This is a genomic window from Collinsella sp. TM06-3 (assembly GCF_003436395.1).
Classification (GTDB): Bacteria; Actinomycetota; Coriobacteriia; order Coriobacteriales; family Coriobacteriaceae; genus Collinsella.
Genome location: NZ_QSPG01000002.1, coordinates 111,167 through 135,241, shown reverse-complemented (window position 1 = coordinate 135,241; position 24,075 = coordinate 111,167). Strand labels below are relative to the sequence as shown.

Below are 24,075 nucleotides of genomic sequence, written 5' to 3'. Positions count from 1 at the left end.
GATACGATCCTTTCAGTTACACGCGGCGACGCTTCTTGGGGCGGCAGCCGTTGTGCGGAATGGGGGTCTTGTCCTGGATGCTCGAGACCTCGAGGCCAGCAGCCTGGAGGGAGCGAATGGCGGTCTCACGACCGGAGCCGGGGCCCTTGACGAAGACGGAAACCTTCTTCATACCGTGCTCCATGGCCTGCTTGGCAGCAGCCTCGGCAGCCATCTGGGCAGCGAACGGCGTGGACTTACGGGAGCCCTTGAAGCCCACCTGGCCAGCCGACTTCCAGGAAATGACGTTGCCCTGGGGATCGGTGATCGAAACGATCGTGTTGTTGAACGTAGAACGAATGTGAGCCTGGCCCACGGAAATGTTCTTACGGTCCGCGCGCTTCAGACGGGCAGCGCGAACGTTCTTCTTAGCAGTAGCCATCTATCTAGCGCTCCTTATTTCTTCTTCTTAGCACCGATCTGACGCTTCGGGCCCTTGCGGGTACGAGCGTTAGTGTGGGTGCGCTGGCCGCGGACCGGGAGGCCCTTGCGGTGACGAAGGCCGCGGTTGCAGCCGATGTCCATAAGGCGCTTGACGTTCTGGTTGCGCTCACGGCGGAGGTCGCCCTCAACCATGATCTGGTTCTTATCGATATAATCACGGATGGCGTTAACCTCATCCTCGGTGAGGTCCTTAACGCGCGTATCCACGTTAACGTTGCACTCGACGCAGATCTTCGTCGCAGTGGTGCGGCCGATGCCGTAAATGTAGGTCAGACCGATCTCAACGCGCTTCTCACGCGGGAGGTCGACACCATTAATACGGGCCAACGTAGTCTCCTCTCTTAACCCTGACGCTGCTTATGACGGGGGTTCTCGCAAATGACGAGGACCTTGCCATGGCGCCTAATGATTTTGCACTTATCGCACATCTTCTTGACCGAAGGACGTACCTTCATCGTTCTTCCTTTCGGTAGCGCTCAAACTACTTCCCTACTATCTACTCGCCCAGCCGCAGGCGTTTAAAACTATGGCTGGTCTTCACACACAATCCGACCGTAGGTTGAGCTAAGCCTGCAGTCGGAAATGGAGTGCGTGTATGCGTGCCGCTATTTGTAGCGATAGGTGATGCGGCCGCGGGTCAGGTCGTACGGGGAAAGCTCCACGACAACCCTGTCACCGGGGAGAATACGGATGTAATTCATTCGGATCTTGCCAGAAATGTTGCACAGAACCGAATGACCGTTCTCGAGCTCAACCTTAAACATGGCATTGGGCAACGGTTCCTTTACCGTACCCTCGAGCTCAATTGCGTCTTCCTTCTTCACAAGCAATCATCTTTCTCTAGAAAACGACAGCGATTGAATATTCTACAACACGTATGCACGCATCGTAATAACTTCGTAATGGATCCACAACTAAGTGGAACTTGTTACATTTCTCCGCCTTGGAGCGAACACCAAGCACCCTGGGCATCCGTGGTGAGAATCACCGGGCCGTCATTGGTAATGGCGACGGTGTTCTCGTAGTGCGCGGCGGGCAGGTGGTCGTTGGTCGTGACGATCCAACCGTCGGAGCCCGTGCTCACATGGTTGGAGCCCATCGTAACCATCGGCTCGATGGCAATGACCATGCCGGCCTGGAGGCGAACGCCTCTCCCCTTCTTTCCATAGTTAGGAACGTTGGGGTCCTCGTGCATCACACGGCCAATGCCATGGCCCACATAGTCGCGAAGCACGCCGTAACCGTGAGACTCGGCGAGAGACTGAACGGCATAACCGACGTCCCCGATATGGTTACCGGGAATAGCCTGCTCGATGGCAGCCTTAAGGCAATCGCGCGTGACCTCGCACAGGGCCTTGGCCTCGGGCGTAGGGGTGCCGACGAAAAACGTCCAAGCGTTATCGCCAACCCAACCGTCGACAACGGCTCCCGTATCGATGGAGATGATATCGCCATCGCGCAGGATCATGTCGGGGTTGGGAATACCGTGGACCACGGCATCGTTAATCGATGCGCAAATGGTACCGGGGAACCCGCCGTAACCCTTAAAGGCCGGGGTGCCGCCATGCATACGGATAATCTGCTCCGCGAGCTGATCGAGCTCAAAGGTCGAAACACCAGGGCGCACCATGGCTCCAACGTGGCGGAGCGCCATCTTAGATAGCGCTCCTGCCTTCTTCATCTGCTCGATTTGCGTTGCAGACTTAATCTTGATCATAGACCGAGAGCCTCTTTGACATCCCCGTACACGGTCTCGCGAGCCTGGTCACCGTTGACCGACTTGAGCAGACCCTGGCCACGATAGTAGTCGACGAGCGGGCTCGTGGACTTCTCGTAGACGTCGAGACGGTTCTTGATGGTCTCGGGCTTGTCGTCGTCGCGCTGATACATCTCGCCGGCGCACTTGGGGCAGGTAGCATCGGCAGCGGTGCCGGTGTAACCGCAGGCGCGGCAGGTGCGACGCGAAGACAGACGATCGATGATGACCTCGGGGGCCACGTCGACCAGAAGGGCGCAGTCGATCTCGCGACCCATGGCGGAGAGCTCGGAATCGAGCGTCACAGCCTGGGCGGTGTTGCGCGGGAAGCCGTCGAGGATGAAGCCCTGCTGGGCGTCATCGGCAGCAAGGCGCTCCTTGACAAGGTCGATCACGAGCTGGTCGGGAACGAGCTCGCCAGCGTCCATGTACTTCTTAGCCTGAATACCAAGCTCGGTGCCACCCTTGACGGCAGCACGCAGCAGGTCGCCCGTGGAAATGTGAGCGACGCCAAACTCGGCGACGAGCTCCTGTGCGACGGTGCCCTTACCGGCACCCGGAGCTCCGAGCAATACGAGGTTCATGAGCAATCCTCCTCTAGCCTATTTAAAGAATCCATCGTAATCATACATCTTGATCTGGCCTTCGAGCTTATCGACCGTGTCGAGCACGACGCCGACCATGATGAGGATGGACGTGCCGCCAAATGCCTGGATCAGATGGTTACCCGTGAAGGAGAAGATGATCGAAGGCACGATGGCGATGAGCGCCAAAAAGACAGCGCTGGGAAGCGTGATCTTGTTGAGCGCGTTCTTGATGTAGGCCGCGGTAGCCCTACCCGGACGGACGCCCGGAATAAAGCCGCCCTGCTTCTTAAGGTTGTCGGCCGTGTCATCGGGGTTGAACACCATGGAGGTGTAGAAGTACGCGAAGAACACGATGAGGACAACATTAAGCACCCAGTTGAGCCAACCGGTCGAAAGCGCAGAGGCAACTGCCTGAATCCAGCCGATGCCGGGGAAGAACACGGCAATCTGAGCCGGGAAGTACAGCAGCGCCGAAGCGAAGATGATCGGCACGACACCCGCGGTATTGACCTTGATGGGCAGGTAGGTGGTCTGGCCACCCATCATGCGACGGCCCACGACGCGCTTAGCGTAGGAGACCGGGATGCGGCGCTGGCCGCGCTCAAGAAAAACAATCAGCGGGATAACCAGCAGGATGATGGCGCAGATGATCACCATGGTGATGATGCCACCGGCATTACCCTCGGTGCTGGAGAAGATCGCCTGCGGCAGGCCGGCCATGATGTTCGCAAAGATGATCAGGGACATGCCATTGCCGATACCGCGCTGGGTGATGAGCTCACCAATCCACATGATCAGCATGGCGCCCGCAGTGAGCGTGCCGACGATCATGAGGTCGAAGATGATCTCGGGAGCGCCAGCGCCATTAAAGCTGATGCCGAAGCTCTTAAAGAGGAAGAGGTAACCCACGGAGTTGAGGATTGCCAGAGCCAAGGTGAGGTAACGCGAATACTGCGTAATCTTGGTCTGACCGACCTCGCCCTCGCGGGCAAGCTCATGCAGGGAAGGCACAACGGCCTGGAGCATCTGGAGGATGATCGAGCTGGTGATGTAAGGCATGATGCCCAGCGAAAACACCGACACATAGCTCAACGCGCCGCCAGAGAAAAGATTCAGGAGGGCCATAGCACCTGCGGCGACCGAATTGTTATCGGTCGAGAAAAGGCCCAGCATCCCCTGGAAGGGAATGCCGGGCACAGGAACGTGCGCACCAATGCGGTACACGACGAGCATAGCTATGGTAAAAAGAATCTTTTCGCGCAATTCTTTGATGCGGAAAGCATTCTTAAGACCATTTAGCACGGCAGCTCGACCTTTCCGCCGGCGGCCTCGATCTTGGCCTGCGCAGAAGCGCTGACCTTGTCGACCTTGACCGTGAACTTCTTGGTGAGCTCACCATTGCCGAGCACCTTGACGGGCTCGAACTCGCTCTTGGTGATGCGAGCGGCCTTAAGAGCGGCACCGTCGATCACAGCGCCGTCCTCGAACTTACGCTCGAGACGCTCGACGTTGACAGCGGTGTACTCGATACGACGGGGGTTGCGGAAGCCCGGGAGCTTGGGCAGGCGCATAGCCAGCGGAGTCTGGCCACCCTCGAAGCCGGCACCCTTGGTGCCGCCAGAGCGGGAACCCTGGCCCTTCTGGCCGCGGCCAGAAGTGGTGCCGTGACCCGAAGAATTGCCACGGCCGACGCGCTTGCGGTTCTTGGTGGAACCGGGCGCGGGAGTAAGATCGTGAAGCTGCATTTGCTACTCCTCTACAATCTCGACAAGGTGCTTGACCTTGAAGATCATGCCGCGGACGGACTCGTTGTCAGCAATCTCGCGAACCTCGCGGATCCTGTGGAGACCGAGGGCACGGACAGTACGGACCTGGTCCTGCTTGCAACCGTTGGTGCTGCGGACCTGCTTGATCTTGATGGTGTCAGCCATGCTTAGTTCTCCTTACCGACGAACATCTCGGAGACCGTCAGGCCACGGCGAGCCGCGACGTCCTCAGGGCTGGAGAGCTCCTTGAGGCCCTCGACGGCAGCCTTGATGATGTTGAGGCCGTTGTCGGTACCGAGGGACTTGGACAGGACATTCTTGATGCCAGCAAGCTCGAAGAGGGGACGCACAGCGCCGCCGGCGATAACGCCGGTACCCTCGACAGCGGGCTTGATGATGATGCGGCCGGCACCAAAGTGGCCGAGAACCTCGTGCGGGATGGTGCCCTGCTCGGTCACCGGCACGTGGAACATGTTCTTCTTGGCATCGAGAGACGCCTTGGAGATGGCCAGGGGCACCTCAGCGGACTTGCCCATGCCAACGCCGACGTTGCCCTTGCCGTCGCCAACGACGACGAGAGCGACGAGGCTCATGCGACGACCACCCTTGACGGTCTTCGACACGCGGTTGATGTAAACGACGCGCTCCTCGAACTCGGAGGCCTCGCGCTGCTGCTTCTGATTACGAGCCATGTGCTACATACCTCCTAGAACTCGAGACCGGCGGCACGAGCACCGTCGGCGAGGGCCTTGACGCGGCCATGGTAGATACGGCCACCGCGATCGAAGGCGACCTTGGTGATGCCGGCCTCGATGGCGCGCTTGCCAACGAGCTGACCGACCTTCTCCGCAGCCTCCTTGTTCGAGGTGTGGGTGCCCTTGAACTCGGCCTCGAGGGTCGAGGCAGAGACGAGCGTCAGGCTGGAGCCCTTGCTGTCGTCGATGATCTGGGCATAGATGTTGGCGTTAGTACGGGTCACGCGAAGACGCGGACGCTCGGAGGTACCCGAGACCTTGCCGCGAACACGACGCTGACGACGCTTGAGGCCTTCCAGCTTCGCCTTATGCTTGTTCATACGTAAACTCCTAAAAAGGTTGATCTTGCCAGCACCTGACGGGGTGCTGGTCTTATGCGAGTGAGTCGGTTACGACTACTTGGCGGCCTTACCCAGCTTGCGGCGGATGTGCTCGCCAACGTAGTGGATACCCTTGCCCTTGTAAGGCTCGGGAGGACGATGGCCGCGGATCTCAGCGGCGATCTGACCGACCTGCTGCTTGTTGATACCCTTGACGTTCACGTGGGTGTTGTCGGGAACCTCGAAGGTGATGCCCTCGGGAGCCTCGACGATCACGGGGTGCGAGAAGCCCAGGGAGAACTCGAGGTTCTTGCCCTTCTGCTGCACGCGGTAACCGACGCCGGCGAGCTCGAGCTTCTTCTCGAAGCCCTCGGAAACGCCAACAACCATGTTGTGGATGAGGGCGCGGGTGAGGCCGTGGCGGGCACGGGTCTCACGCTCGTCGTCGGGACGGGAAACGGTGAGGACGTTGTCCTCGATGTTGATAGCGAGCTTCTCAAAGACATCGAGCTCGAGCTGGCCCTTGGGGCCCTTGACGACAACGTTGTTGCCGTTGACTGCCACTTCGACTCCGGCGGGAATCTGGACAGGCTTATTACCGATACGAGACACGGTGATCTCCTTTCCTTCTACCTACCGAGCGAATTACCAGACGTAAGCGATGATCTCGCCGCCGACGTTGTGCTTGCGAGCATCGCGGTCGGTCATGACGCCATGGCTGGTGGAAATAATGGCGGTACCAAGGCCACCGCGGACGCGGGGCATGTCGGCAACGCCGGTGTACTTACGCAGGCCCGGCTTGGAAATGCGGCGGATGCCGTTGATGACCTTAGCCTTCTTGGGACCATACTTAAGCGTGATGTGCAGAGTCTTCTGGGGAACGGTGTCCTCGACATCGTAGCCCTCGATGTAGCCCTCCTCGTGCAGAACACGAGCGATCTCGACGAGCTTCTTGCTGCTCGGCATGGAGACCGTGGCCTTGTTCACAGAGTTAGCGTTACGGATGCGCGTAAGCATATCTGCGATCGGGTCTGTAAGGTTCATACAGATTCTCCTTCGTTCTTGATGAACACGTGCTCTTGGTTCTTCGCCGCCCTTAACGGCAAAGCCTTTTTAGCGCGTTTTCCCTGTTCCAAACTGATGCTTGAAACGCTGGTAGTGACTTACCAGCTGGCCTTCTTAACGCCGGGAAGCTCGCCCTTGAGTGCAAGCTCGCGGAAGCAGACACGGCACAGGCCGAACTTGCGGTACACAGAGTGCGGACGGCCGCAGCGCTGGCAGCGCGTGTACTCACGAGTAGAGAACTTCTGCTTGCGATTGCACTTGACGATCATCGATGTCTTAGCCACTTATATCCTCCTCACATAGAGTATTGTTCGCCCCAAGCGCCGCCCCCTTCTGGGAACGGCGCTCATAGGGCAGGTGAACCTATTTCTTGAACGGGAAACCGAAGGCGTCCAGAAGGGCCTTGGCCTCCTCATCGGTGTTGGCGGTGGTCACGAAAGTGATGTCCATACCACGCTGGTGATCGACGGAGTCGAAGTCGATCTCGGGGAAGATGAGCTGCTCGGTGACGCCCATGGAGAAGTTACCACGGCCGTCGAAGCTCTTGGCGGAGATGCCGCGGAAGTCGCGGATACGGGGGATCGCGACGGAGGTCAGACGATCGAAGAACTCCCACATACGGTCGCCACGCAGGGTAACCTTGCAGCCGATCGGCATACCAGCGCGCAGGCGGAAGGTAGCGATGGACTTGCGGGCACGGGTGATCATCGGCTGCTGGCCGGTGATGGCGCGCAGGTCGCGCACGGCACCGTCGATGGCCTTGGAATCGGTAGCGGCCTCGCCGACACCCATGTTCACGACGATCTTCTCAAACTTGGGGATCATCATGACGTTCTCGTACTGGAACTTGTCCTGAAGCTGCTGCTTGACCTCGTTGTTGTACTTGGTCTTCAGACGCGGCACATACTTCTCTTCTGCCATTGTTCACTCCTTCTTGGGGTTTTAAGCACGGGGCGTGGCCACGATGGGTTGTCCTCGTGCCTCCTGGCTGCATCCGCGCCGCTCATGGCATTTACGCGGTTTGGACTCGACGCAGCAGGAGCCGACAAAACAATCGGTACTATACGCGCATCGGGAGCGTATTTCCAGAAAAACCTCGTCTGCCTGCACAACTCCACAACTCCCCCGCACATATTGATCCCTAGGGGATCAAAATGGCAGTTGCGGTGAAATAGGGACTGTTTGACGGCTTAACCGGCTTAAACAGTCCGTATTTCGCCGCATCTTATTGATGGGGATGCGACTAGCGCTTGCGGGGGACGAGCTTGGTGCGGCGCAGGTGGATCATCTCGGCAGCGATGGAGATGGCAATCTCCTCGGGATCCTCGGCCTCGATGGCAACGCCGATCGGCAGGTGCAGCCCGTCGATCTGGTCCTGCGTAAAGCCCTCCTGCTCCAGGCGGGCGCGCACAAAGGCCGTCTTACGGCGCGAACCCAAGCAGCCCAGATAGGCTGGCTTGGCGCGCATGGCCTGAATCACCACGTCGATATCGGACTTGTGACCCGCCGTGGCGACGACCACTAGGTCACGCGGGCCGATGGGGCACTGCTTGCTCAGGCTCTTGTAGTCGACCAGACGACGGTCGTAGACACCGGGCACCCATTCGGGGGTCAGTGTGCCGGGGCGGTCGTCGCAAGCCACAACGGCAAAGCCCGCCGCCGTGAGCACCCGCGCCGTCGCAGCACCCACGTGGCCGCAGCCAAAGATATAGGTCAGGCCCTCGGGGCAGAGCGTCTCGATGTGCGCCGGGGGAATCTCGGAGGCGGCGTTGGTGTAGGTGACCTTACTCCCCTCCTCCACCAGCGAAAGCTCGGGGCAGCCGGCAATGGTATGGCGCGATGTCTCGCCATGGTACTCAACCACATCGCCCTCGAGCGCGCTCGCGATAAACGGCTCAAAGTCGATGACGAAGTCGCCGATGCGCCGATAGGCCAAGACGTCGGCAACCGACTGGAACAACGGTGCCTGAGTCGCATCCAAATGCAGGTAGCACAGGCAGATGGCTCCGCCGCAGATCATGCCGGTATCGGAGTTCTCGCCGCCCATGGTGTAGCGGACCAGACGCGACCGTCCCGCGCTCAGGAGCTCGCGCGCCTCATCCAGCGCAAAGAGCTCAATCTTGCCGCCGCCGATAGTGCCCGCCTGGCTGCCATCGGCAAAGACGGCCATCCAGGCGCCCACACCGCGCGGGGACGACCCCGCCGTACCGGCCACGACCACCAGCTCGCACGTCTCGCCAGCACGCAGGGCGGCAAGCGCCGCATTCACCACATCGAGCTTTTCCATTGCCGCCTTCTATCCTCTAAAGACATCGGTGAGCATAGCGAGTGCCTCGAGCACGCCGCCGCCGACCGACGTCGCTTTGTCCGAAATGTAGTTGATATAGCTGGCATCGCCGCGCGGGTCGACATCGGCGCATTTAAAGCCCTCAGTCACCTGCACGCCGTTCGCCAAAAGCCCGCGCAGACAGCCATCGATCTGCGTGCACATGGGCGTATCGCCCGCGTAGCCAATCACGTCTCCGGCGCTCACGATGTCGCCGATTGCGCGGTCGGACCGAAACACGCCGGCGGCGGGGCTGTGGATAACACGTTCCTTGCCATAGCCGGCGATAATGCCCGGCACGCCCGTGTTGGGCTGGGGCGAACCTTGGGTAATGACACGGCCGAGAAAATGCCCGCGCATGGTCTCGACCACGGCGTCGCAGTCAACCGGCGCGGTGAAGCCCGGTCCCACGGCAATAACGACAGGCGCCATATCGCGCGTGGTGCCCAAGTTGCGCTTGGCCAGAATCGCGTCCACCACGGCCGCGGGCTTCAGTTCGTCGAGCATCTTGGCCTGGGGGTCTACCACGACGGCGACGTCTCCGGCCTCGGTAATTGCAAGCACCTCTGCCGGCGTCTGCGCCAAGCGGGCGCAAATACCCTCGACCTGGACCTCGCCCAAGCGAATGGCCTCGCAAAAACTGATTGTGCGACGGATGCACGTGGGAACCGCGATATCGGCCATAACGACCGACACGCCGGCGCGCACCAAACGGGCAGCGACACCCGTGGCGATATCGCCGGCGCCGCGAACATAAACGAGCATTCCCGGGGCACCTCCCTGTGCTACGGTTTGAGCAGAGCAAAAGCGGTTCGACCGCTACTCTGATGATTATTTATTATCACAGTATTATACGGCGGTGAACAGATGGAAACGGTTAGCGGCAATCTTGCCTCGGCGCTCAGGATCAAGCCGGGCATTACCGCGATTATCGGCAGCGGTGGCAAGTCGACCTTGCTAAAGACGCTCGGCCTTGAGCTTATGCGCGCTGGCGGCCGCGCGCTCCTCTGCACCACCACGCATATGTTCCCCGTCGCCGGCGTGCCGTGGGACGGGTCGAGCCGTCGCCTGGACGCCGTGCCTTGGAAGCCGGGCGCCTCGCATGTCCCCGGTTGCACCTGCGAGGCATGCGCGGGCATGAGCCGCGGAAGTATCTGCCAGGCGGGTGTTTTGGACCCGGAGACGGGCAAGCTCTCCTCCCCTGCCGAGCCGCTCGACCAGCTGGCGCAGCGCTTTGACTACGTCCTGGCCGAGGCGGACGGCAGCAAGCGGCTCCCGCTCAAGGCGCACGCCCCGTGGGAGCCGGTCGTTCCCGCCGGGACGGTCAACGTTATCTGGCTCGTCGGCGCCTCGGGGCTCGGCAAGCCCATCAACGAAGCCGTCCACCGCCCCGAGCTCTTTTGCGAGCGTTGCGGCTGCGAGCTCACCGACATCGCCACGCCCGAGCGCGTCGCCCAGGTGCTCAATGCCGAGATGCAGGTGCTGAAACTCAGCACCGCACGCGTCATGCTCAACCAAGTCGATACGCTTGCCGACCCAACGATGGCAGATCGCTTCGAGGCTGTCCTCGGCCGCCCCATCGTCGCCACCAGCCTCAAGTAGCCGGCGCTGCCCCAGCAGGCCTATAAGTTGCGGTGGAATAGTTCCTGAAACGGCCTATTTGGCGGCTAAACAGGAACTATTTCACCGCAACTGCGGAGAGGGTCCGGCACCCCCCCCCCGTTAGCGGGGAACGTAGCGACCGGGCTGGGCTCCGGTGGGCTCGCCGTCGCGCGCCGCCAGCACGCCATTCACAAACACGGCCTTGGCGCGGCCATGTGCCTCAAAGCCCTCGAGCGGCGTGTAGTCCACGGCCTGATGCTGCGTCGCGGCACTGATCGTCCAGCGCACCTTGGGATCCCACACGCACACGTCGGCATCGGAGCCCTCAGCAAGACAGCCCTTGCGCGGATACATGCCAAAGACGCGCGCCGGGTTCTCGCTCATCAAGCGGCACAGATCCTCGGGGCCCAGCTGTCCCTCAAAGCTCGTAGCGATCGCGACGGGGCGATGCTCCACACCGGGCCCGCCGTTGGGAATCGCGCGGAAGTCGTCGCGCCCGCGGTCCTTTTGCCCATGCAGGTTAAAGCTGCAGTGGTCGGTGGCGATGGTATCGATCTCGCCGGCCACAAGCGCCTCGCGCAGCGCGGCACGGTCACCGGCATGGCGCAGCGGCGGGCTCATCACATACTTGGCGCCCGCAAAGCCGTCCTCGCCCTGCTCCAAGTAGCACGTATCGTCGAGCATCAGATACTGAGGGCAGGTCTCGACATAGATGTTCTTCTGCCCGCGCGCCTTGGCAGCGCGAATGGCCTCGAGCCCCAGCTTGGTCGAAAGATGCACCACGTTGACCGGTGCGTCGCCGGCTAGGTGCGCCAGATACAGCAGGCGGCTCACGGCCTCGGCCTCACACACGTCCGGACGGCTGAGCGCATGCCCCTCGGGCCCATGAATCCCCTGCTCGTACACGCGCTTCTGCAGCTCATTCACCAACGTGCCGTTCTCGCAATGCACGCAGAGCATGCCGCCCACGCGTTTGAGCTCCTCCAGCACCTCGAGCGTCTCGGCATCGTCCAAGCGCAGGTGGTCGTAGGCAAAGTAGGTCTTAAACGACGATACGCCCGCCTCGCGCATGGCCGAAAGATCGGCGCGGTTGCGCTCATTCCACTCGGCGAGTGCCATATGAAAAGCGTAGTTGGCCGTGCAGGTTCCGTCGGCGCGATGATGCCACTCGGCAAGGACATCGGGCATGGTCACGCCGCGATCAGCCGTCGCGTAGTCCACGATGGTCGTCGTACCGCCGCAGGCAGCCGCACGTGTGCCGGTCTCAAAGCTATCGGCCGTCCAATCCATGCCAGTCCAGCACTGCATGTGCGTGTGGCCATCGACAAAGCCGGGGAACACCCAACAGGCGGTGGCGTCCTGGACGGTATCGCCCTCGGCCGGCTCAATCGCTGCGGCGATCCGCACAATCTTGTCGCCCTCCATGGCAAGATCGGCGCGGCGAAGCCCCTGGGGCGTCACGAGCGCGCCGTTTTTGATGATGATCATAATTGCTCCTTATTGATTGATGCAGTTGGCCACGCGATCAAAATACGAGCAGGCGGCGATATGCTCCGTTATGCGTCGCTGTCCCTTGGCGGTATCGACGTCCCACAGCTCGTAGGCACGCGCCTCGACTAACGCAACGTCGGTGCGGCCCTTGATAATCGACCCACCACCGTCCTTGCCCTCGAGAAGCACGAGCGAAGGGAACAGTCGCCTTGGGAAGAGCACCGGGCTCGAAGGCTCACCGTTGCACGCAAGACGCACCGGATGCTTGCGGCCACGCTCGTCAAATGCACGAACCATAGCCTCAAAAGAATCCAAACTCACGAGCGGCTGGTCGCCCGGCAAAAAGAGGCAACCTTTCCAGTTGCGTTCGACTCCCCACGAAAGGCCCGCACGGACGCTTTCGCTGCGCAACTCGCCATCGTGCAGCACGCACGGGCAATGCTTGTCCTCGCAAATCTGAGCGACCTCGGGCCAACGCGTCGAAACCACAACATCAAAGCCCCCGGGGACCGAATCGATGGTCCGGGCAATCAGCGGCTCGCCATAGATATCGGCGAGCATCTTGTTAGAGCCAAACCGCTTGCCCTCGCCCGAGGCCATAATGACGCAACCAAGTTTCATGGCGATACCTCCCCTGAAACCATCGTACCCATAACTCGCGCCGTGGGGCATCTGCATCGAAAGCGCTTATCCCGCACGCCCACGATGCAAAAAAAGGGGGCACCCCGCCGGTTGGCAGAGTGCCCCTTTTACATGGCTTACCTCAACCCGGCTTTAGGCCTGGAACCAACGGGCGGTGTTGCGCTCGTCGAGGGCCTTGAGGGTAGCGGCGGGATCGGCAACCTTCTGCAGGAACATCATGGCTGCGATAGCGTACGGCTTGTAGCTGGCCTCCTTGTACATGCCCACACGGTGCATGTCGAAGACGTCGGCGTTGACCTCGCCGTGCTCGCAAGAGACACCGGAGATGTCGGCGGGCAGCGGGTGCATAAAGATGGTGTCCTGGCCGTTGGCAGTCTTCTCCATGAGCTCGGTCGTGGAGCACCAATCCTGATGCGTAGCGTTCTGAGCGAGCAGCTCCTTCTCGAGCGCAGCGATGCCGGCGTCGTCGCCCTCGGCGTACAGGTTGGTACGCTTCTCCATGGCGGCAAACGGAGCCCAGCTCTTGGGGATCACGATGTCGGCGCCCTCGAAGGCCTCGGCCATGGTGTTGACCTGCTTAAAGGTGGTGCCGGACTCGGCGGCGTAGCCCTTAGCGCGCTCGACGACCTCGGGCATGAGGTCGTAGCCCTCGGGGTGGGCCAGGGTGACGTCCATGCCAAAGCGGGGCAGCAGGCTGATCAGCGACTGCGGGCAGGACAGCGGCTTGCCGTAAGAGGGCGAGTAGGCCCAGGTGACAGCAACCTTCTTGCCCTTGAGGTTCTCGAGGCCGCCAAACTCGTTGATGAGGTAGAGCATGTCGGCAGAGGACTGCGTGGGGTGATCGGAGTCGGACTGCAGGGAGATGAGCGTGGGACGGTGATCCAGAACGCCGTCCTCGTAGGCCTGCTGCACGGACTCGGAGACCTCGGCCATGTAGGCGTCGCCCTTGCCGATGTACATGTCGTCGCGGATGCCAATGACGTCGGCCATGAAGGAGATCATGGTAGCGGTCTCGCGGACGGTCTCGCCGTGAGCGATCTGGGACTTCTTCTCGTCCAGGTCCTGCAGCTCAAGGCCGAGCAGGTTGGCTGCCTTAGAGAAGGAGAAGCGCGTACGGGTGGAGTTGTCACGGAACAGCGAGACGGCCAGACCCGAATCGAAGATCTTGGACGAAACGTTGTTCTCGCGCAGCTCGCGCAGGGCGTCGGCGACGATGTAGAGCGCCTTGAGCTCATCGGTGGTCTTGTCCCAGGTGTGCAGGAAGTCGCTGCCGTACATGCCCTTAAAATCGAGGCCGTTCAGCTGCTCGACGAGCTCGGTAAACTTAGCGTCCATGTAAATGTCCTTTCTAAAGGTGAAACGATCGCAATGAGTAGATGTGCCCCGGCATGCGCGTGTGGCTAGAACATGCAGAGCACTATGACGAGGACCCGCTACCGTTGAGGAAGCATGGGAGATAACGACCGCGGGCCCCAAGTCAACAGGGGGTGCCGGGGACACAGGCTGTCCCCGGCTCAACAAGATCAAGGAATGGGACTAGTCGATCTTGTTGTTGGTCAGACCAGCGCGGAACACGGTAGCGTCGCCATCGGCCTGGCTCGGATCGTAGAGGTTCAGGGCAGCCACGTACATGGCAGCAGCGGTGACCAGGTCGTCCTTGTAGGTGACCTCGTTGGGAGCGTGAGCCTGAGACTCGGCACCCGGGCCAAAGCCAACGCAGGGGATGCCATAGCGGCCCTGGATGGAAACGCAGTTCGTGGAGAAGGTCCACTTGTCGCACAGCGGACGACCGGTGCGCTTGTCCATGCTGGGCTCGCAGCCGATGCGCTCGTCACCGAACATGGCCTTGTGGGCGTCGACGAGGGCCTTGACGTGCGGAGCGGTCTCCTTGTTGATCCACGTGGGGAAGTAAGCCTCGGTCTCGTAAACCTCGCCGGTCCAGGACGGACGGTCGTACATGTACATGGAGACCTTCACGTCGTCGCCGTACTTCTTGGCGGCCGGCAGGTTGCGGATCTCGTCCAGGCAGGACTCCCAGGTCTCGCCGGCGGTCATGCGACGGTCGATGGAGATGGCGCAGGAGTCAGCGACAGCGCAGCGGCTGGGGCTGGTGTAGAAGATCTGGCTGACGGTGCAGGTGCCGCGGCCCAGGAAGCGGGCGTCCTCGAAGTGCTCGGGGTTGTACTTGGGGTCGAGCATCTTGACGAGGCCCTTGATGTCGGTCGACTCGTCGCAGCCGTTGTTGTTGAGGGCGCGGACGTCGGCGATGATGTCGGCCATTTTGTAAATGGCGTTGTCGCCGCGGTCGGGAGCGGAGCCGTGGCAGGAGGTGCCGTGAACGTCGACGCGGATCTCCATGCGGCCGCGGTGACCGCGATAGATGCCGCCGTCGGTAGGCTCGGTGGAAATGACGAACTCGGGCTTAATGCCGTCCTTGTTGTAGATGTACTGCCAGCACATGCCGTCGCAGTCCTCTTCCTGGACGGTGCCGACGACCATGATCTTGTAGCCCTCGGGGATGAGGCCCATGTCCTTCATCATCTTGGCAGCGTAGGTAGCAGAAGCCATACCGCCCTCCTGGTCAGAGCCGCCGCGGCCGTAGATGATCTCGTCGGTCTCGTAGCCCTCATAGGGATCGGCATCCCAGTTCTCGATGTTGCCGATGCCGACGGTGTCGATGTGGGAGTCGATGGCGATGATCTTGTCGCCCTCGCCCATAAAGCCCATGACGTTACCCAAGCCATCGACCTTGACCTCGTCATAGCCAAGGCTCTCCATCTCGGCCTTGATGCAAGCGACAACCTCGCCCTCCTCGCAGGACTCAGAGGGGTGCGAGATCATGGCGCGCAGGAAGCGGGTCATGTCAGCGCGGTGAGACTCAGCAGCGTTTTTAATTGCCTCGAAATCGAGTTCCTTAGTCATAACAGTCAACCTTTCTACAAGGGTTTACCTACAGGTAGATATTTCAGATAGATCACTTGTGCCAAGCAGCGTGAGGTCGAGCACCCGGCAAGCAAGCAACCATAGGAGGCGGACGGAGGACTTTGCTCCGTCGCGAGTTCCGCACGAGCCGGAGAGCACTTAATGTGCTCTCCGTGCGAGCAGGACTGTCCGAGCAGGGAGTAAAGTCCTCCGGCTGCCTCCGGACAGGTCAGCCTGCTAGCAAGTCGGGTACTCGCCCTCCCAGACGATGCGACGGTACTGATCCGGATCGGTGTCGCCCTCGGTGGAGAAGCAGAGCACGGAGCTCGTCTTGTCCAGGCCGATGAGCTCCTTGAGCTCGGCGTACTCGGGGTCGAGCATGAGGGTCTCGACCAGACCGGTGGTCACTGCGCCGGACTCGCCGGAGATGACGCGCGGGTCGCCCTTCTCGGGAGCGCCCAGGGTGCGCATGCCGCGAGCGGTGACCCAGTCGGGGCAGGACACGAAGGCGGTGGTGTGGTTGCGCAGGATATCCCAGCCCAAGATGTTGGGCTCGCCGCAGCACAGGCCGGCCATGATGGAGGGCATGTCACCGTCCACGATGCGCGGATCTCCGTCGCCGGCGGCAGCGCCCTTGTACAGGCAGGCGGCCGGTGCGCACTCAACCACGACGAAGGTGGGCGGGTTATCGGGATACAGGTTGGTGAAGTAGCCCACCACGGCGCCGGCGAGCGAGCCTACGCCAGCCTGGACAAAGACGTGCGTCGGGCGGTTGATAGCCATCTCGCGCAGCTGCTCGGCAGCCTCGGAAGCCATGGTGCCGTAACCCTCCATGATCCAGGACGGGATCTTCTCGTAGCCCTCCCAGGCGGTGTCCTGAACGATGACGCCGCGCTCGCAGGCGTCGGCCTCGGCGGCGGCCATGCGCACGCACTCGTCGTAGTTGACCTCTTCGATGGTCACCGTGGCGCCCTCGGCGGCAATGTTATCGAAGCGGGGCTTGGTGGAACCCTTGGGCATGTGCACGACGGCCTTCTGGCCCAGCTTGTTGGCAGCCCATGCCACGCCGCGGCCATGGTTGCCGTCGGTGGCGGTAAAGAAGGTAGCCTGGCCAAAGTCCTCGGCCAGCTGATCGGAGGTCAGGTAATCGAAGGTGCAGTCGGCAACGTCCTTGCCGGTCTCGTCGGCAATATAGTTGGCCATGGCAAACGAGCCGCCCAGGACCTTAAAGGCGTTGAGGCCAAAGCGATAGCTCTCGTCCTTAACGCACAGGTTGGACAGGCCCAGGCGCGCGGCCTGGCCGTCCAGGCGGGCAAGCGGAGTAACGGTGTACTGAGGGAACGACTGGTGGAAGGCGCGGGCCTTCTTCACGTGGTCGAGGCTCATGATTCCCAAGTGCTTGTCATCGCTCTTGGGCATCGTGTTGCCCGCCCACTGGATCTTATCGGCCATACGGTGAACTCCTTAAGTCCTCTCTTGCCGGCCCCCGCATACGCGTTTCAGCCCGATCCCATTCACACGGCTGAACTTTTATGTGGATGCCAAACAAAAAGTTTGTTAGCAATGTTCTATCACACTTTTTGATTGGATAACCTAACAAATTGTTTGTTGCCGCAATCGGTACCTTTTCGCCGCCAAACGGTCACATAACGCAGCAACGCTTTCGTTATTTGCGAACAAGTGTGGTTTATGGCAAAGTGTGCCCAAACAAATTTTTAGGAAGGCACCCATGACCCCCGCACAGATTGAGTTTTACAAGCGCCTTGCACACGGTCTGGCGCTCCAATTTGGCCCCAACTGCGAAGTCGTCGTCCACGATCTGGAGACCGAGGACGTGGACCACTCCATCGTAGTGATCGAAAATGGCCACGTCAGCGGGCGCAAACTGGGTGACGGCCCCAGCCATATCGTGTTTGAGTCCATGCACGAGGGCACCACCGACGTACACGACCGCGAGCCGTACCTCACTAAAACCACCGATGGCAAGCTGCTCAAGTCCTCGACCATCTTTATCCGCAACGACGAAGGCAAGCCCGTCGGCATTTTGGGCATCAACTTTGACATTACGCTTATGAAGGCTTTTGAGCGTTCGCTCGACGCCTTTACCGGCACCGGCGGCACGGGCTACACCGAGCCCGAGCCCATTACCAAGAACATCGGCGACCTGCTCGAGGACCTGCTGCACGAGTGCGAGCAGTTTGTGGGCAAGCCCGCGGCGCTCATGACCAAAGATGAGCGCATTCGCGCCATTGGCTACCTCGACCGTCGCGGCGCCTTCCTCATTTCCAAGTCGAGCGAGCGCGCCTGCGAGTTCTTTGGCATCTCCAAGTACAGCTTCTATAGCTACCTCAATGAGGCCAAGGCGGCGGCCGACGACAAGTAGGCACTCGCCTGGATTGTCCCTCCCCTTTTGGGCGCGAGTTCTGGAAAGCATGAATCCAAGACCGAGCCGCTTGGGAAGTTCCATATAATCGATGTCATTAGTATTTCGAAAGGGTGGAACAGAATGGCGTTGAGCAAGGCATCATGCACCGGTCGCGGATTGATTCCGGCAATTGGTGGACATGTGCACCGCATGTTCGATGAGGGTGAAGACGACCTGTTTTCGCTGAGCCTTGACGACGTGATGGATGATCGCCCGTGGACCGCCGACGAACTCATGGGCGGCGGGGCTCGCCCGTCAAGCCCCAATCCCGCACTTGCGCCTAAGCCCGCATCTGCGCCGACTCCTGCGCAGCCGCCTGTTTCGACGCCCGCGTCTACGCCCGCACCCATTTCGGCGCCCACACCCGCTCCCCGCCCCGCAAGCGACCCGTCCGAGACGGCGGCATTTCTCGCTGCGGCGACGCGGAGCAAATCGGCCGACAGCACCGTTATGTACAGCGCCCAGCAGTTGCCCGTTCCTGCGGCACGCAAGTCTCCGGTCACAAGGCTCGATGAGCCCGTTGCCCATCAGGTTGCCTACGATTCCTGGGCTGCAGCCGGTCTGGATGAGACCTCTACCGGCATGCCGGCGCTCGACGTTCCAGTTAACCCGCTTTTTGCCGCCAACACGAGCGCCGCGGACTATGAGGGCGGTGCGGCATATTCCGATTATTCCGATGGCTATGCTGGCACCGATCGCATCGAGACCGAGGATTATGGCACCGCATCGAGCGATTATCTCAACGATCCGTACGCTGCCACGCCTGCACCGGAATATGACCCGGAGGCCGCGTCCGCGCCGGCGTATACCAAAAGCACGGGCGACGAGCGCTTCGCCGATTATTACGCCGAGGAAAAGGCGCTGCGTTTTTCGGAATTTCCGCAGGCAGTCAAGGTTGCCTTTATCGCCATTGTCATTGCCCTGCTCGGCGTCATTGCGTTTGAGGGATTCCGGCTGTTCTCCGGCCCCACCCAAGCGGAGTCGGAGACCCAGCAAAAAGAGAACGATGACGAGTACCTGGACATCAACACCCTCAAGGGCGACCCCAACGACGGAGACGATGAGTAGCGAGAGCTGAAGGCGGCCGCAGGATCCCGCATCCAGCACCGGCTTCTAAGTGCTGTTTTGTCATCCAGCTACACTTTTCCGAAGTTTTAAGGTGCCTATTTCGACACTTTTCCGTACTTTTACACGGCTGATTTCGACACTTTTCCGGATGAAAGCCGAATAATCACTTGGGAAACCAACGCCGTTCACGCGTCATTTCGCAGGCGGCGCTTGATTTCTGTCCGTACACGTTGATAGACTTCCTCTTGCCCGCAAGGAGCGGGCGCATTTTATCCAGAGTCGGGGTAGAGAGTTGGCTCCACGATCCCGACGCCAACCGGCCAAGAGGCACGGTGGCCCTGCCAACATCGATGAAAGGAGTCCGTATGGACAATTTCTCCGTGCGCAGCGAGCGTAACTTCCACAACCTGATCGTCAAACCGAATCACATGCATCTTCTGGATAAGCCAAATGGCTACGCCTCGGCCATGATCAAGAGCAGCCTCTCCCACCAGATGCGCTTTACGGTGCAGGTGCTCTAGGAAGAACTCTGCGCCGCCGGCAGCCCGCACGTGCTGCAGATCAAGCTGCTTGGAGACGACTCTCGCGAGCCGTCTAGCTGGAAGCTCTTTGCTGACGGCATATGCGTTGCGGACGGATCCGGCGCCTTTGCCCGAGAGTGCTTCTGCGAGGGAGCCGAGGCATTCCTGGACCTGTGCCGCGACGCCGTACGCACGGCCGAGCTGTACTAGTGGAGCCAGAGGGAGTATGAGCTGTTGAGTGCGGCCCGCGGGATTGCGGGGGCGTAGGCAGACAGGCCAGACAGCTCGTCATACTGGTTGACGCTTCGATTCAAACAGCAGGGCGGGCTCGCGCTTACAGCCCCGCCATGCCAAACCGAATGGCGTTCTCAAAAGGCCTACCCCCTCCGCCTTCAGCTTTAGCAGCAGGTCGCCCAGCTCGGAGCACTTGCTGGAAAGGCGCGTCTGAGCTCGCTCGCCCATCCCCCACCGTTGACGGACCTCCTGGGCGCGCGGGCTCACGCGGTAGTCCCCGTCCATCATCTGCTTGAGCAGCTTGGCGGTCACGCGCGCATCGGCCAGAGCGCTGTGGGCGTGACCCGTCGACTCGTCGAACTCGATGCCAAACCACGTCGCTGCGTCACTCAAAGAGACGCACCCGTGGCTGCTCATGTCCATGATCGAGGTGTAAAACGCCTGCAGGTCGGCCCAGTCCGTAGGAAATGCGGAAAGATCGATGTGCTTTGCTTGGCACTCGATCAAAAGCTGTCGACGATCCGCCCCGCTCCAACAGACCACCTGGGCGGAGTAGCGCCCGATCCAATCGCTGAGCCTTTTGATCACCATGTAGAGCGGATCGGCCATCGCGGTGCCCACGGCCGATATCCCTGTGAGCTCGCGAACGGGGAACGCAACGCCTTCGGTAAATTCCGTCTGTACAAACTGCGAGAACTCGCCCATAACGTTGCCGTGGTAATCGAGCTTGACGGTGCCGGCCTCGATAATCTCATTGCACAGTCCACGGCGCTGACGCTGCTTTGGCACCGGCGCAAACTCAAAGTCCAGCACAATCTGGCGCGCAAAGTTCGTCGTATCGATAGCCGAGACACCCGGCATCTTTTCAGCTGACACGGTTAGGGCCTCTCTCCGTTGCTTGCCGCTCGTTTCTCGAACGGTCATATCACAGCAAGTGTAGCTGCCCGTGCGGACATGAAATCGCACAGTGCAGCTTTCCGGCATCCTTGCGTAAAGCTGCGCTTTGAGATGGTCACGTCGCTGTTATTATCGAACATATATTCGTATTTATGGCTGCAGTTTGATAGACTGGTTATTGTTGACGGCAGTTCCATGTGCCGGGCAGCGCCCTCCATGCGACGGGAGGTGATGCCCATGACCGATCTGACTGATTTTGTGAAGCTCCTGACCGCTTTGGTCTCGCTCCTCACGGCGCTTATCGGACTTACCGAGGCACTCAAGCAGCATACGAAGCATAAAAAGAGGGGTCGACGCCGCTAAGGCGATGACCCCTTAATCCAAGCAACGGCGCTGCCCAGCTCTTCACTACTTGGGCTGCCGTCGACCTTATTTTACCCACGGGCACCGGGTTTACCAAATGGATTTTCGGTAAAGGAAGCACGGCACGCCCGCAAAAACACTACGCCCCAAGTGCCGCCACGGGGATCACCGCCACGCCGTCGTCGCGTGTGTAGGCAATGCTCCCCTTTCCAACCACGACCGGCAAAAACGCCGGCGCGGCATTCTGGGCGTCAGGATTGGAGAGCACTTTCCTCTCCAGCGCCTTGAGATTTCTCGCTCCATCGTCTACTTTCGCATCGCTCAGCTTGACCTCGATGGCTCCTCAGCGCCCGTCGTGCTCAACGATCAGATCGACCTCAAGGCCCTTCTCATCTCGGAAATAATGGACACTGTTGTCGACACCGCCGTAGGTGGAAAGGAACACGCGCACGTCGCGCAGAACGAGGTTCTCAAAGAGCATCCCAAACGTTTGCATATCGCCAAGCAGCCGCTCAGGGGTAGCCCCCAGCAACGTCGCCGCAAGTAACGGGTCGCAGAAGTAGCGCTTGGGGCGCACGCGAACGCGGGCCTTCGAGCGCATGGGCGGCTCCCATCCGCACAGGTCCTCGGTCAGCTTGAGCCTGTTGAAGAGGTCCAGGTACGCAGCGATGGTCCTCTCGTCGGGACCCGCCTCGCCGTACGAGGCATCCTTCATGAGCGTCTTGTACGTGACAGCCTGGCTCTCGTTCATGGCAAGAGCTCGCAAAAGGCCGTGTGCAAGCTCGGGCGATCATGCGATATGCGAAATTACGCCATTCTCAATGCGGATTTTACGCTACTTTCAATGTAGTTTTTACGCCATTCTCATTGAAGGTTTTATGCTTGGCATCCTTAGCGCGACGCTCGCTCAACCCCTGACCACCGGATTGCCCGAATTCCGGGATGCTGCCTCCGCTCCAAACAAAAGGCCCCGACTCGCGATGAGCTGCCTCCCATTTCTTGAACATTAGAAATGGGAGGCTTTCCACCCCATGCCTCTATCGGAAACGGCATCCCGTCCTGAGCGTCGAATCCGGGACGTAGTTTCCGCATGCGGCCTCGTTAGGAAAGCATGTCCCACTCTGAGCGCTCATTCCGGGGCGCAATTTCCGCCAGAAACGCCGCCGGGAAAGCGCATCCCGGTTTGGAGCCGAAATCTGGGATGCGGTTTCCGGTTGAGGGCTGTCCGGAAAGCGCGTCCCATTCCGAGTGGCAATTCCGGGTCACAGTTTCCGCAGATACAAGGCGACAGTCCGCCGGCCTTATCACATGCCTTCAAATATGCGATCCAGAAACACAAAACAGCAGATAGAATGCTCTTTTTCAAAAAGTACACGTCCCGAAACTTACCAAGACTTCATATCCAGCTACCGTTCACGGTCGCCGATTACCGCCCACCGATTCAAACAAGAAATATGTCGCCAAAAGCAGGCCATCTACCTGCATGGTTAGATTTTGGTCAGCTTTTGGTCAGCTGAGCGGCAAGTTCCAGCTGATACGTTTTTGCTACCCAAAAGGAGGCGGTAGCTCATGACCCATTGCAATGACCAGCTCATCGACCAACTGCTCACTCAAGCCGAACAAGAGGGGCGCTGTCTGATTCCCCCGAGCACGGCGATCCGAAAAGCGCTCCTTCGGCGCACCGGCGGCACGGTTGTCTCGCCCATGCCGGGGTTGTTTGCGCGAAAAACGCGCTGGGATGAACTCAACCGAGCGCAACGCCATTGCGAAATCCTCCGCGCCCTTGCGATCATCCACCCCGATTGGACGTTCTGCTCGTTTTCGGCCGCCTGCCTGCTGGGGCTCGAGGTCTCGTGGCGACATCTGAACGTTGTGCATGTCTGTAGCTCGACAAAGCCGTCGGCTCGCCCGGGCGCGCATATTCAGCGGCATCAGATCGAGCCGGCCGGAGCAATCCGTCTATCCGGCACATCAGTAACGCCGCCCATCCAAACGGCTACAGATTGCCTGCTGCAAACTGGCTTTGCAGACGGCATGCCCATTGCCGATTCGGCGATCTCAAAGCTCGGCCTTACGCGAGAGCAGTTGATGGAGGCCGTCGAACAACGAGCGACCGCCCGCAATGGTCGCGCGATTCGCACTGCCCTCACGACACTTCGATATGCCGACGCCCGCGCCGAGAGCGGTGGAGAATCGGTCGCCCGAGCCGTCATGATCGAGACGGGCTTTGCGCCCGACTGGCTTCAATACGAGCTGACGGACCCCTTCGATTCGGCCAAGCCCATACGAACGGACTTTGCCTGGGAGCGCCAGACGCGGGAACTCACGCTGGGCGAGCTCGACGGGCTCATCAAATATACCGACCAGACCATGCTGGCCGGACGCACCACCGCCGAGGCGCTCGTTGCCGAACGACAGCGCGAGGCGCACCTATCGCTCTACGGTCACCCTCTGCTGCGCTTTACCATGAACGAGGTCCGCTCGGCAGGAATGCTCGCCAAAAAGCTGCAGACGGCAGGCATCCGGCAGACCGCGCTACCGACATGGCTCAACGACGTGGAGCTGTAGGAGCCGCTAGGCCGCGCATCGCCGAATCGCATCCCCCTATCTGGGCCGCGTTTTCCCAACGGCCACGCCAACGGAAAGCGCGTCCCGGAATCAAGCCTCAGAACGGGACGCAGCTTCCGCTTGAGAGCTGTTCCGGAAAACGTGTCCCACTCTGGAGCCGAATTCCGGGATGCAGTTTCCGTCAGAGGCTCAGGAGGAAAATACATCCCATTCTGAGCAGCGATTCCGGGACGCAGTTTCCGCTTGAAGGCCGATCCGGAAAGTACGTCCCACTCTGGGGCTCG

32 protein-coding genes and 1 riboswitch are annotated in these 24,075 nt (G+C 60.4%); of the genes, 7 read left to right on the top strand and 25 right to left on the bottom strand.

The genetic code is table 11. The features are described 5' to 3' along the window. Window positions 1–16: 16 nt before the first annotated feature. From rpsK to yqeB, 17 genes are all read right to left on the bottom strand, one after another. Window positions 17–421 (bottom strand): 30S ribosomal protein S11, encoded by a 405-nt coding sequence (gene rpsK / locus DXD56_RS01740; protein WP_006235274.1) that lies wholly within the window; start codon window positions 419–421, stop codon window positions 17–19. Window positions 422–435: 14 nt separating this feature from the next. Continuing rightward, window positions 436–810 (bottom strand): 30S ribosomal protein S13, encoded by a 375-nt coding sequence (gene rpsM, locus DXD56_RS01735; RefSeq protein WP_022094275.1) that lies wholly within the window; start codon window positions 808–810, stop codon window positions 436–438. 14 nt (window positions 811–824) lie between these two features. Continuing rightward, window positions 825–938 (bottom strand): 50S ribosomal protein L36, encoded by a 114-nt coding sequence (gene rpmJ / locus DXD56_RS01730; protein ID WP_006363204.1) that lies wholly within the window; start codon window positions 936–938, stop codon window positions 825–827. 150 nt (window positions 939–1,088) lie between these two features. Next, entirely contained in the window at window positions 1,089–1,307 is a 219-nt protein-coding gene (gene infA / locus DXD56_RS01725; RefSeq protein ID WP_035137443.1) for a translation initiation factor IF-1, read from the bottom strand. Between the two features lie 104 nt (window positions 1,308–1,411). Beyond that, entirely contained in the window at window positions 1,412–2,200 is a 789-nt protein-coding gene (gene map / locus DXD56_RS01720; RefSeq protein ID WP_117639640.1) for a type I methionyl aminopeptidase, read from the bottom strand. Next, the gene (locus DXD56_RS01715; protein WP_055252238.1) at window positions 2,197–2,823 is read right to left on the bottom strand and encodes an adenylate kinase; all 627 of its coding nucleotides are present in this window, start codon (window positions 2,821–2,823) and stop codon (window positions 2,197–2,199) included. Before DXD56_RS01715 ends, map begins: the two co-directional genes overlap by 4 nt. Before the next feature lie 18 nt (window positions 2,824–2,841). Then, window positions 2,842–4,128 (bottom strand): preprotein translocase subunit SecY, encoded by a 1,287-nt coding sequence (gene secY / locus DXD56_RS01710; RefSeq protein ID WP_035137447.1) that lies wholly within the window; start codon window positions 4,126–4,128, stop codon window positions 2,842–2,844. After that, window positions 4,122–4,571 carry a 50S ribosomal protein L15 gene (gene rplO / locus DXD56_RS01705; protein ID WP_006235267.1) on the bottom strand — a complete coding sequence of 150 codons (450 nt, stop codon included), beginning with the start codon at window positions 4,569–4,571 and terminating at the stop codon, window positions 4,122–4,124. Before rplO ends, secY begins: the two co-directional genes overlap by 7 nt. Window positions 4,572–4,574: 3 nt before the next feature. Further along, a complete protein-coding gene (gene rpmD / locus DXD56_RS01700; protein WP_006235266.1) occupies window positions 4,575–4,757 on the bottom strand; it encodes a 50S ribosomal protein L30 in 183 nt (60 codons plus the stop codon). 2 nt (window positions 4,758–4,759) lie between these two features. Continuing rightward, complete coding sequence (rpsE, locus tag DXD56_RS01695) at window positions 4,760–5,284, bottom strand: 30S ribosomal protein S5 (RefSeq protein ID WP_055252236.1); 525 nt, start codon at window positions 5,282–5,284, stop codon at window positions 4,760–4,762. Between the two features lie 14 nt (window positions 5,285–5,298). Continuing rightward, window positions 5,299–5,667, bottom strand: coding sequence for a 50S ribosomal protein L18 (gene rplR, locus DXD56_RS01690; RefSeq protein WP_006235264.1), 369 nt, complete (start codon window positions 5,665–5,667; stop codon window positions 5,299–5,301). Between the two features lie 75 nt (window positions 5,668–5,742). Continuing rightward, entirely contained in the window at window positions 5,743–6,279 is a 537-nt protein-coding gene (gene rplF, locus DXD56_RS01685) for a 50S ribosomal protein L6 (RefSeq protein WP_117564182.1), read from the bottom strand. A 33-nt stretch (window positions 6,280–6,312) separates the two neighbouring features. After that, window positions 6,313–6,711, bottom strand: coding sequence for a 30S ribosomal protein S8 (rpsH, locus tag DXD56_RS01680; protein WP_006235262.1), 399 nt, complete (start codon window positions 6,709–6,711; stop codon window positions 6,313–6,315). A gap of 119 nt (window positions 6,712–6,830) precedes the next feature. Continuing rightward, entirely contained in the window at window positions 6,831–7,016 is a 186-nt protein-coding gene (locus tag DXD56_RS01675) for a type Z 30S ribosomal protein S14 (protein ID WP_022094280.1), read from the bottom strand. A 79-nt stretch (window positions 7,017–7,095) separates the two neighbouring features. After that, entirely contained in the window at window positions 7,096–7,653 is a 558-nt protein-coding gene (gene rplE, locus DXD56_RS01670; protein WP_006235260.1) for a 50S ribosomal protein L5, read from the bottom strand. A gap of 322 nt (window positions 7,654–7,975) precedes the next feature. Beyond that, complete coding sequence (locus tag DXD56_RS01665; protein ID WP_117639638.1) at window positions 7,976–9,019, bottom strand: XdhC family protein; 1,044 nt, start codon at window positions 9,017–9,019, stop codon at window positions 7,976–7,978. Between the two features lie 9 nt (window positions 9,020–9,028). Beyond that, window positions 9,029–9,823, bottom strand: coding sequence for a selenium-dependent molybdenum cofactor biosynthesis protein YqeB (gene yqeB / locus DXD56_RS01660; protein ID WP_117639636.1), 795 nt, complete (start codon window positions 9,821–9,823; stop codon window positions 9,029–9,031). Window positions 9,824–9,925: 102 nt separating this feature from the next. On the opposite strand from yqeB, the gene yqeC reads away from it, so the two are divergent. Then, the gene (gene yqeC / locus DXD56_RS01655; protein ID WP_117639634.1) at window positions 9,926–10,660 is read left to right on the top strand and encodes a selenium cofactor biosynthesis protein YqeC; all 735 of its coding nucleotides are present in this window, start codon (window positions 9,926–9,928) and stop codon (window positions 10,658–10,660) included. A 120-nt stretch (window positions 10,661–10,780) separates the two neighbouring features. On the opposite strand, the gene hydA is transcribed toward yqeC, so the two are convergent. From hydA to dpaL, 5 genes are all read right to left on the bottom strand, one after another. Further along, window positions 10,781–12,148 (bottom strand): dihydropyrimidinase, encoded by a 1,368-nt coding sequence (gene hydA, locus DXD56_RS01650; protein ID WP_117639631.1) that lies wholly within the window; start codon window positions 12,146–12,148, stop codon window positions 10,781–10,783. Window positions 12,149–12,157: 9 nt separating this feature from the next. Then, entirely contained in the window at window positions 12,158–12,772 is a 615-nt protein-coding gene (locus tag DXD56_RS01645) for a nucleotidyltransferase family protein (protein WP_158549265.1), read from the bottom strand. 153 nt (window positions 12,773–12,925) lie between these two features. After that, window positions 12,926–14,128: a knotted carbamoyltransferase YgeW gene (gene ygeW / locus DXD56_RS01640; RefSeq protein WP_055252229.1), complete on the bottom strand. Its 1,203-nt coding sequence runs from the start codon at window positions 14,126–14,128 to the stop codon at window positions 12,926–12,928. A 201-nt stretch (window positions 14,129–14,329) separates the two neighbouring features. Beyond that, window positions 14,330–15,715, bottom strand: a complete 1,386-nt coding sequence (locus DXD56_RS01635; protein WP_117564174.1) for a YgeY family selenium metabolism-linked hydrolase — start codon at window positions 15,713–15,715, stop codon at window positions 14,330–14,332. Between the two features lie 237 nt (window positions 15,716–15,952). Next, window positions 15,953–17,167, bottom strand: a complete 1,215-nt coding sequence (dpaL, locus tag DXD56_RS01630; RefSeq protein ID WP_117583046.1) for a diaminopropionate ammonia-lyase — start codon at window positions 17,165–17,167, stop codon at window positions 15,953–15,955. Window positions 17,168–17,444: 277 nt separating this feature from the next. On the opposite strand from dpaL, the gene DXD56_RS01625 reads away from it, so the two are divergent. The 4 genes from DXD56_RS01625 (at window position 17,445) to DXD56_RS01610 (ending at window position 19,939) form a co-directional block, all read left to right on the top strand. Continuing rightward, on the top strand, window positions 17,445–18,098 hold the full coding sequence (locus DXD56_RS01625) for a transcriptional regulator (RefSeq protein ID WP_117583047.1): 654 nt from the start codon (window positions 17,445–17,447) through the stop codon (window positions 18,096–18,098). A 123-nt stretch (window positions 18,099–18,221) separates the two neighbouring features. Then, a complete protein-coding gene (locus DXD56_RS10000; protein ID WP_158549263.1) occupies window positions 18,222–19,208 on the top strand; it encodes a hypothetical protein in 987 nt (328 codons plus the stop codon). Between the two features lie 266 nt (window positions 19,209–19,474). Beyond that, window positions 19,475–19,565, top strand: a riboswitch (SAM riboswitch). A gap of 8 nt (window positions 19,566–19,573) precedes the next feature. Then, window positions 19,574–19,729: a hypothetical protein gene (locus tag DXD56_RS09995; RefSeq protein ID WP_158549261.1), complete on the top strand. Its 156-nt coding sequence runs from the start codon at window positions 19,574–19,576 to the stop codon at window positions 19,727–19,729. Between the two features lie 30 nt (window positions 19,730–19,759). Then, on the top strand, window positions 19,760–19,939 hold the full coding sequence (locus tag DXD56_RS01610; RefSeq protein ID WP_117639623.1) for a hypothetical protein: 180 nt from the start codon (window positions 19,760–19,762) through the stop codon (window positions 19,937–19,939). Window positions 19,940–20,017: 78 nt separating this feature from the next. Here DXD56_RS01610 and DXD56_RS01605 read toward each other — a convergent pair whose 3' ends face one another. After that, window positions 20,018–20,839 (bottom strand): 3'-5' exonuclease, encoded by an 822-nt coding sequence (locus DXD56_RS01605; protein ID WP_158549259.1) that lies wholly within the window; start codon window positions 20,837–20,839, stop codon window positions 20,018–20,020. A 258-nt stretch (window positions 20,840–21,097) separates the two neighbouring features. Between DXD56_RS01605 and DXD56_RS10240 the strand changes: the two genes are divergently transcribed. Beyond that, complete coding sequence (locus tag DXD56_RS10240; RefSeq protein WP_255413174.1) at window positions 21,098–21,223, top strand: hypothetical protein; 126 nt, start codon at window positions 21,098–21,100, stop codon at window positions 21,221–21,223. Between the two features lie 139 nt (window positions 21,224–21,362). Here the strand turns inward: DXD56_RS10240 and DXD56_RS10235 are convergent, their stop codons facing one another. Beyond that, window positions 21,363–21,491 carry a hypothetical protein gene (locus tag DXD56_RS10235; RefSeq protein WP_255413173.1) on the bottom strand — a complete coding sequence of 43 codons (129 nt, stop codon included), beginning with the start codon at window positions 21,489–21,491 and terminating at the stop codon, window positions 21,363–21,365. Between the two features lie 75 nt (window positions 21,492–21,566). Beyond that, complete coding sequence (locus DXD56_RS10135; RefSeq protein ID WP_233508999.1) at window positions 21,567–21,974, bottom strand: DUF4143 domain-containing protein; 408 nt, start codon at window positions 21,972–21,974, stop codon at window positions 21,567–21,569. Window positions 21,975–22,792: 818 nt separating this feature from the next. On the opposite strand from DXD56_RS10135, the gene DXD56_RS01590 reads away from it, so the two are divergent. After that, window positions 22,793–23,791 (top strand): hypothetical protein, encoded by a 999-nt coding sequence (locus DXD56_RS01590; protein ID WP_117639617.1) that lies wholly within the window; start codon window positions 22,793–22,795, stop codon window positions 23,789–23,791. The last annotated feature ends 284 nt before the right edge of the window (window positions 23,792–24,075 follow it).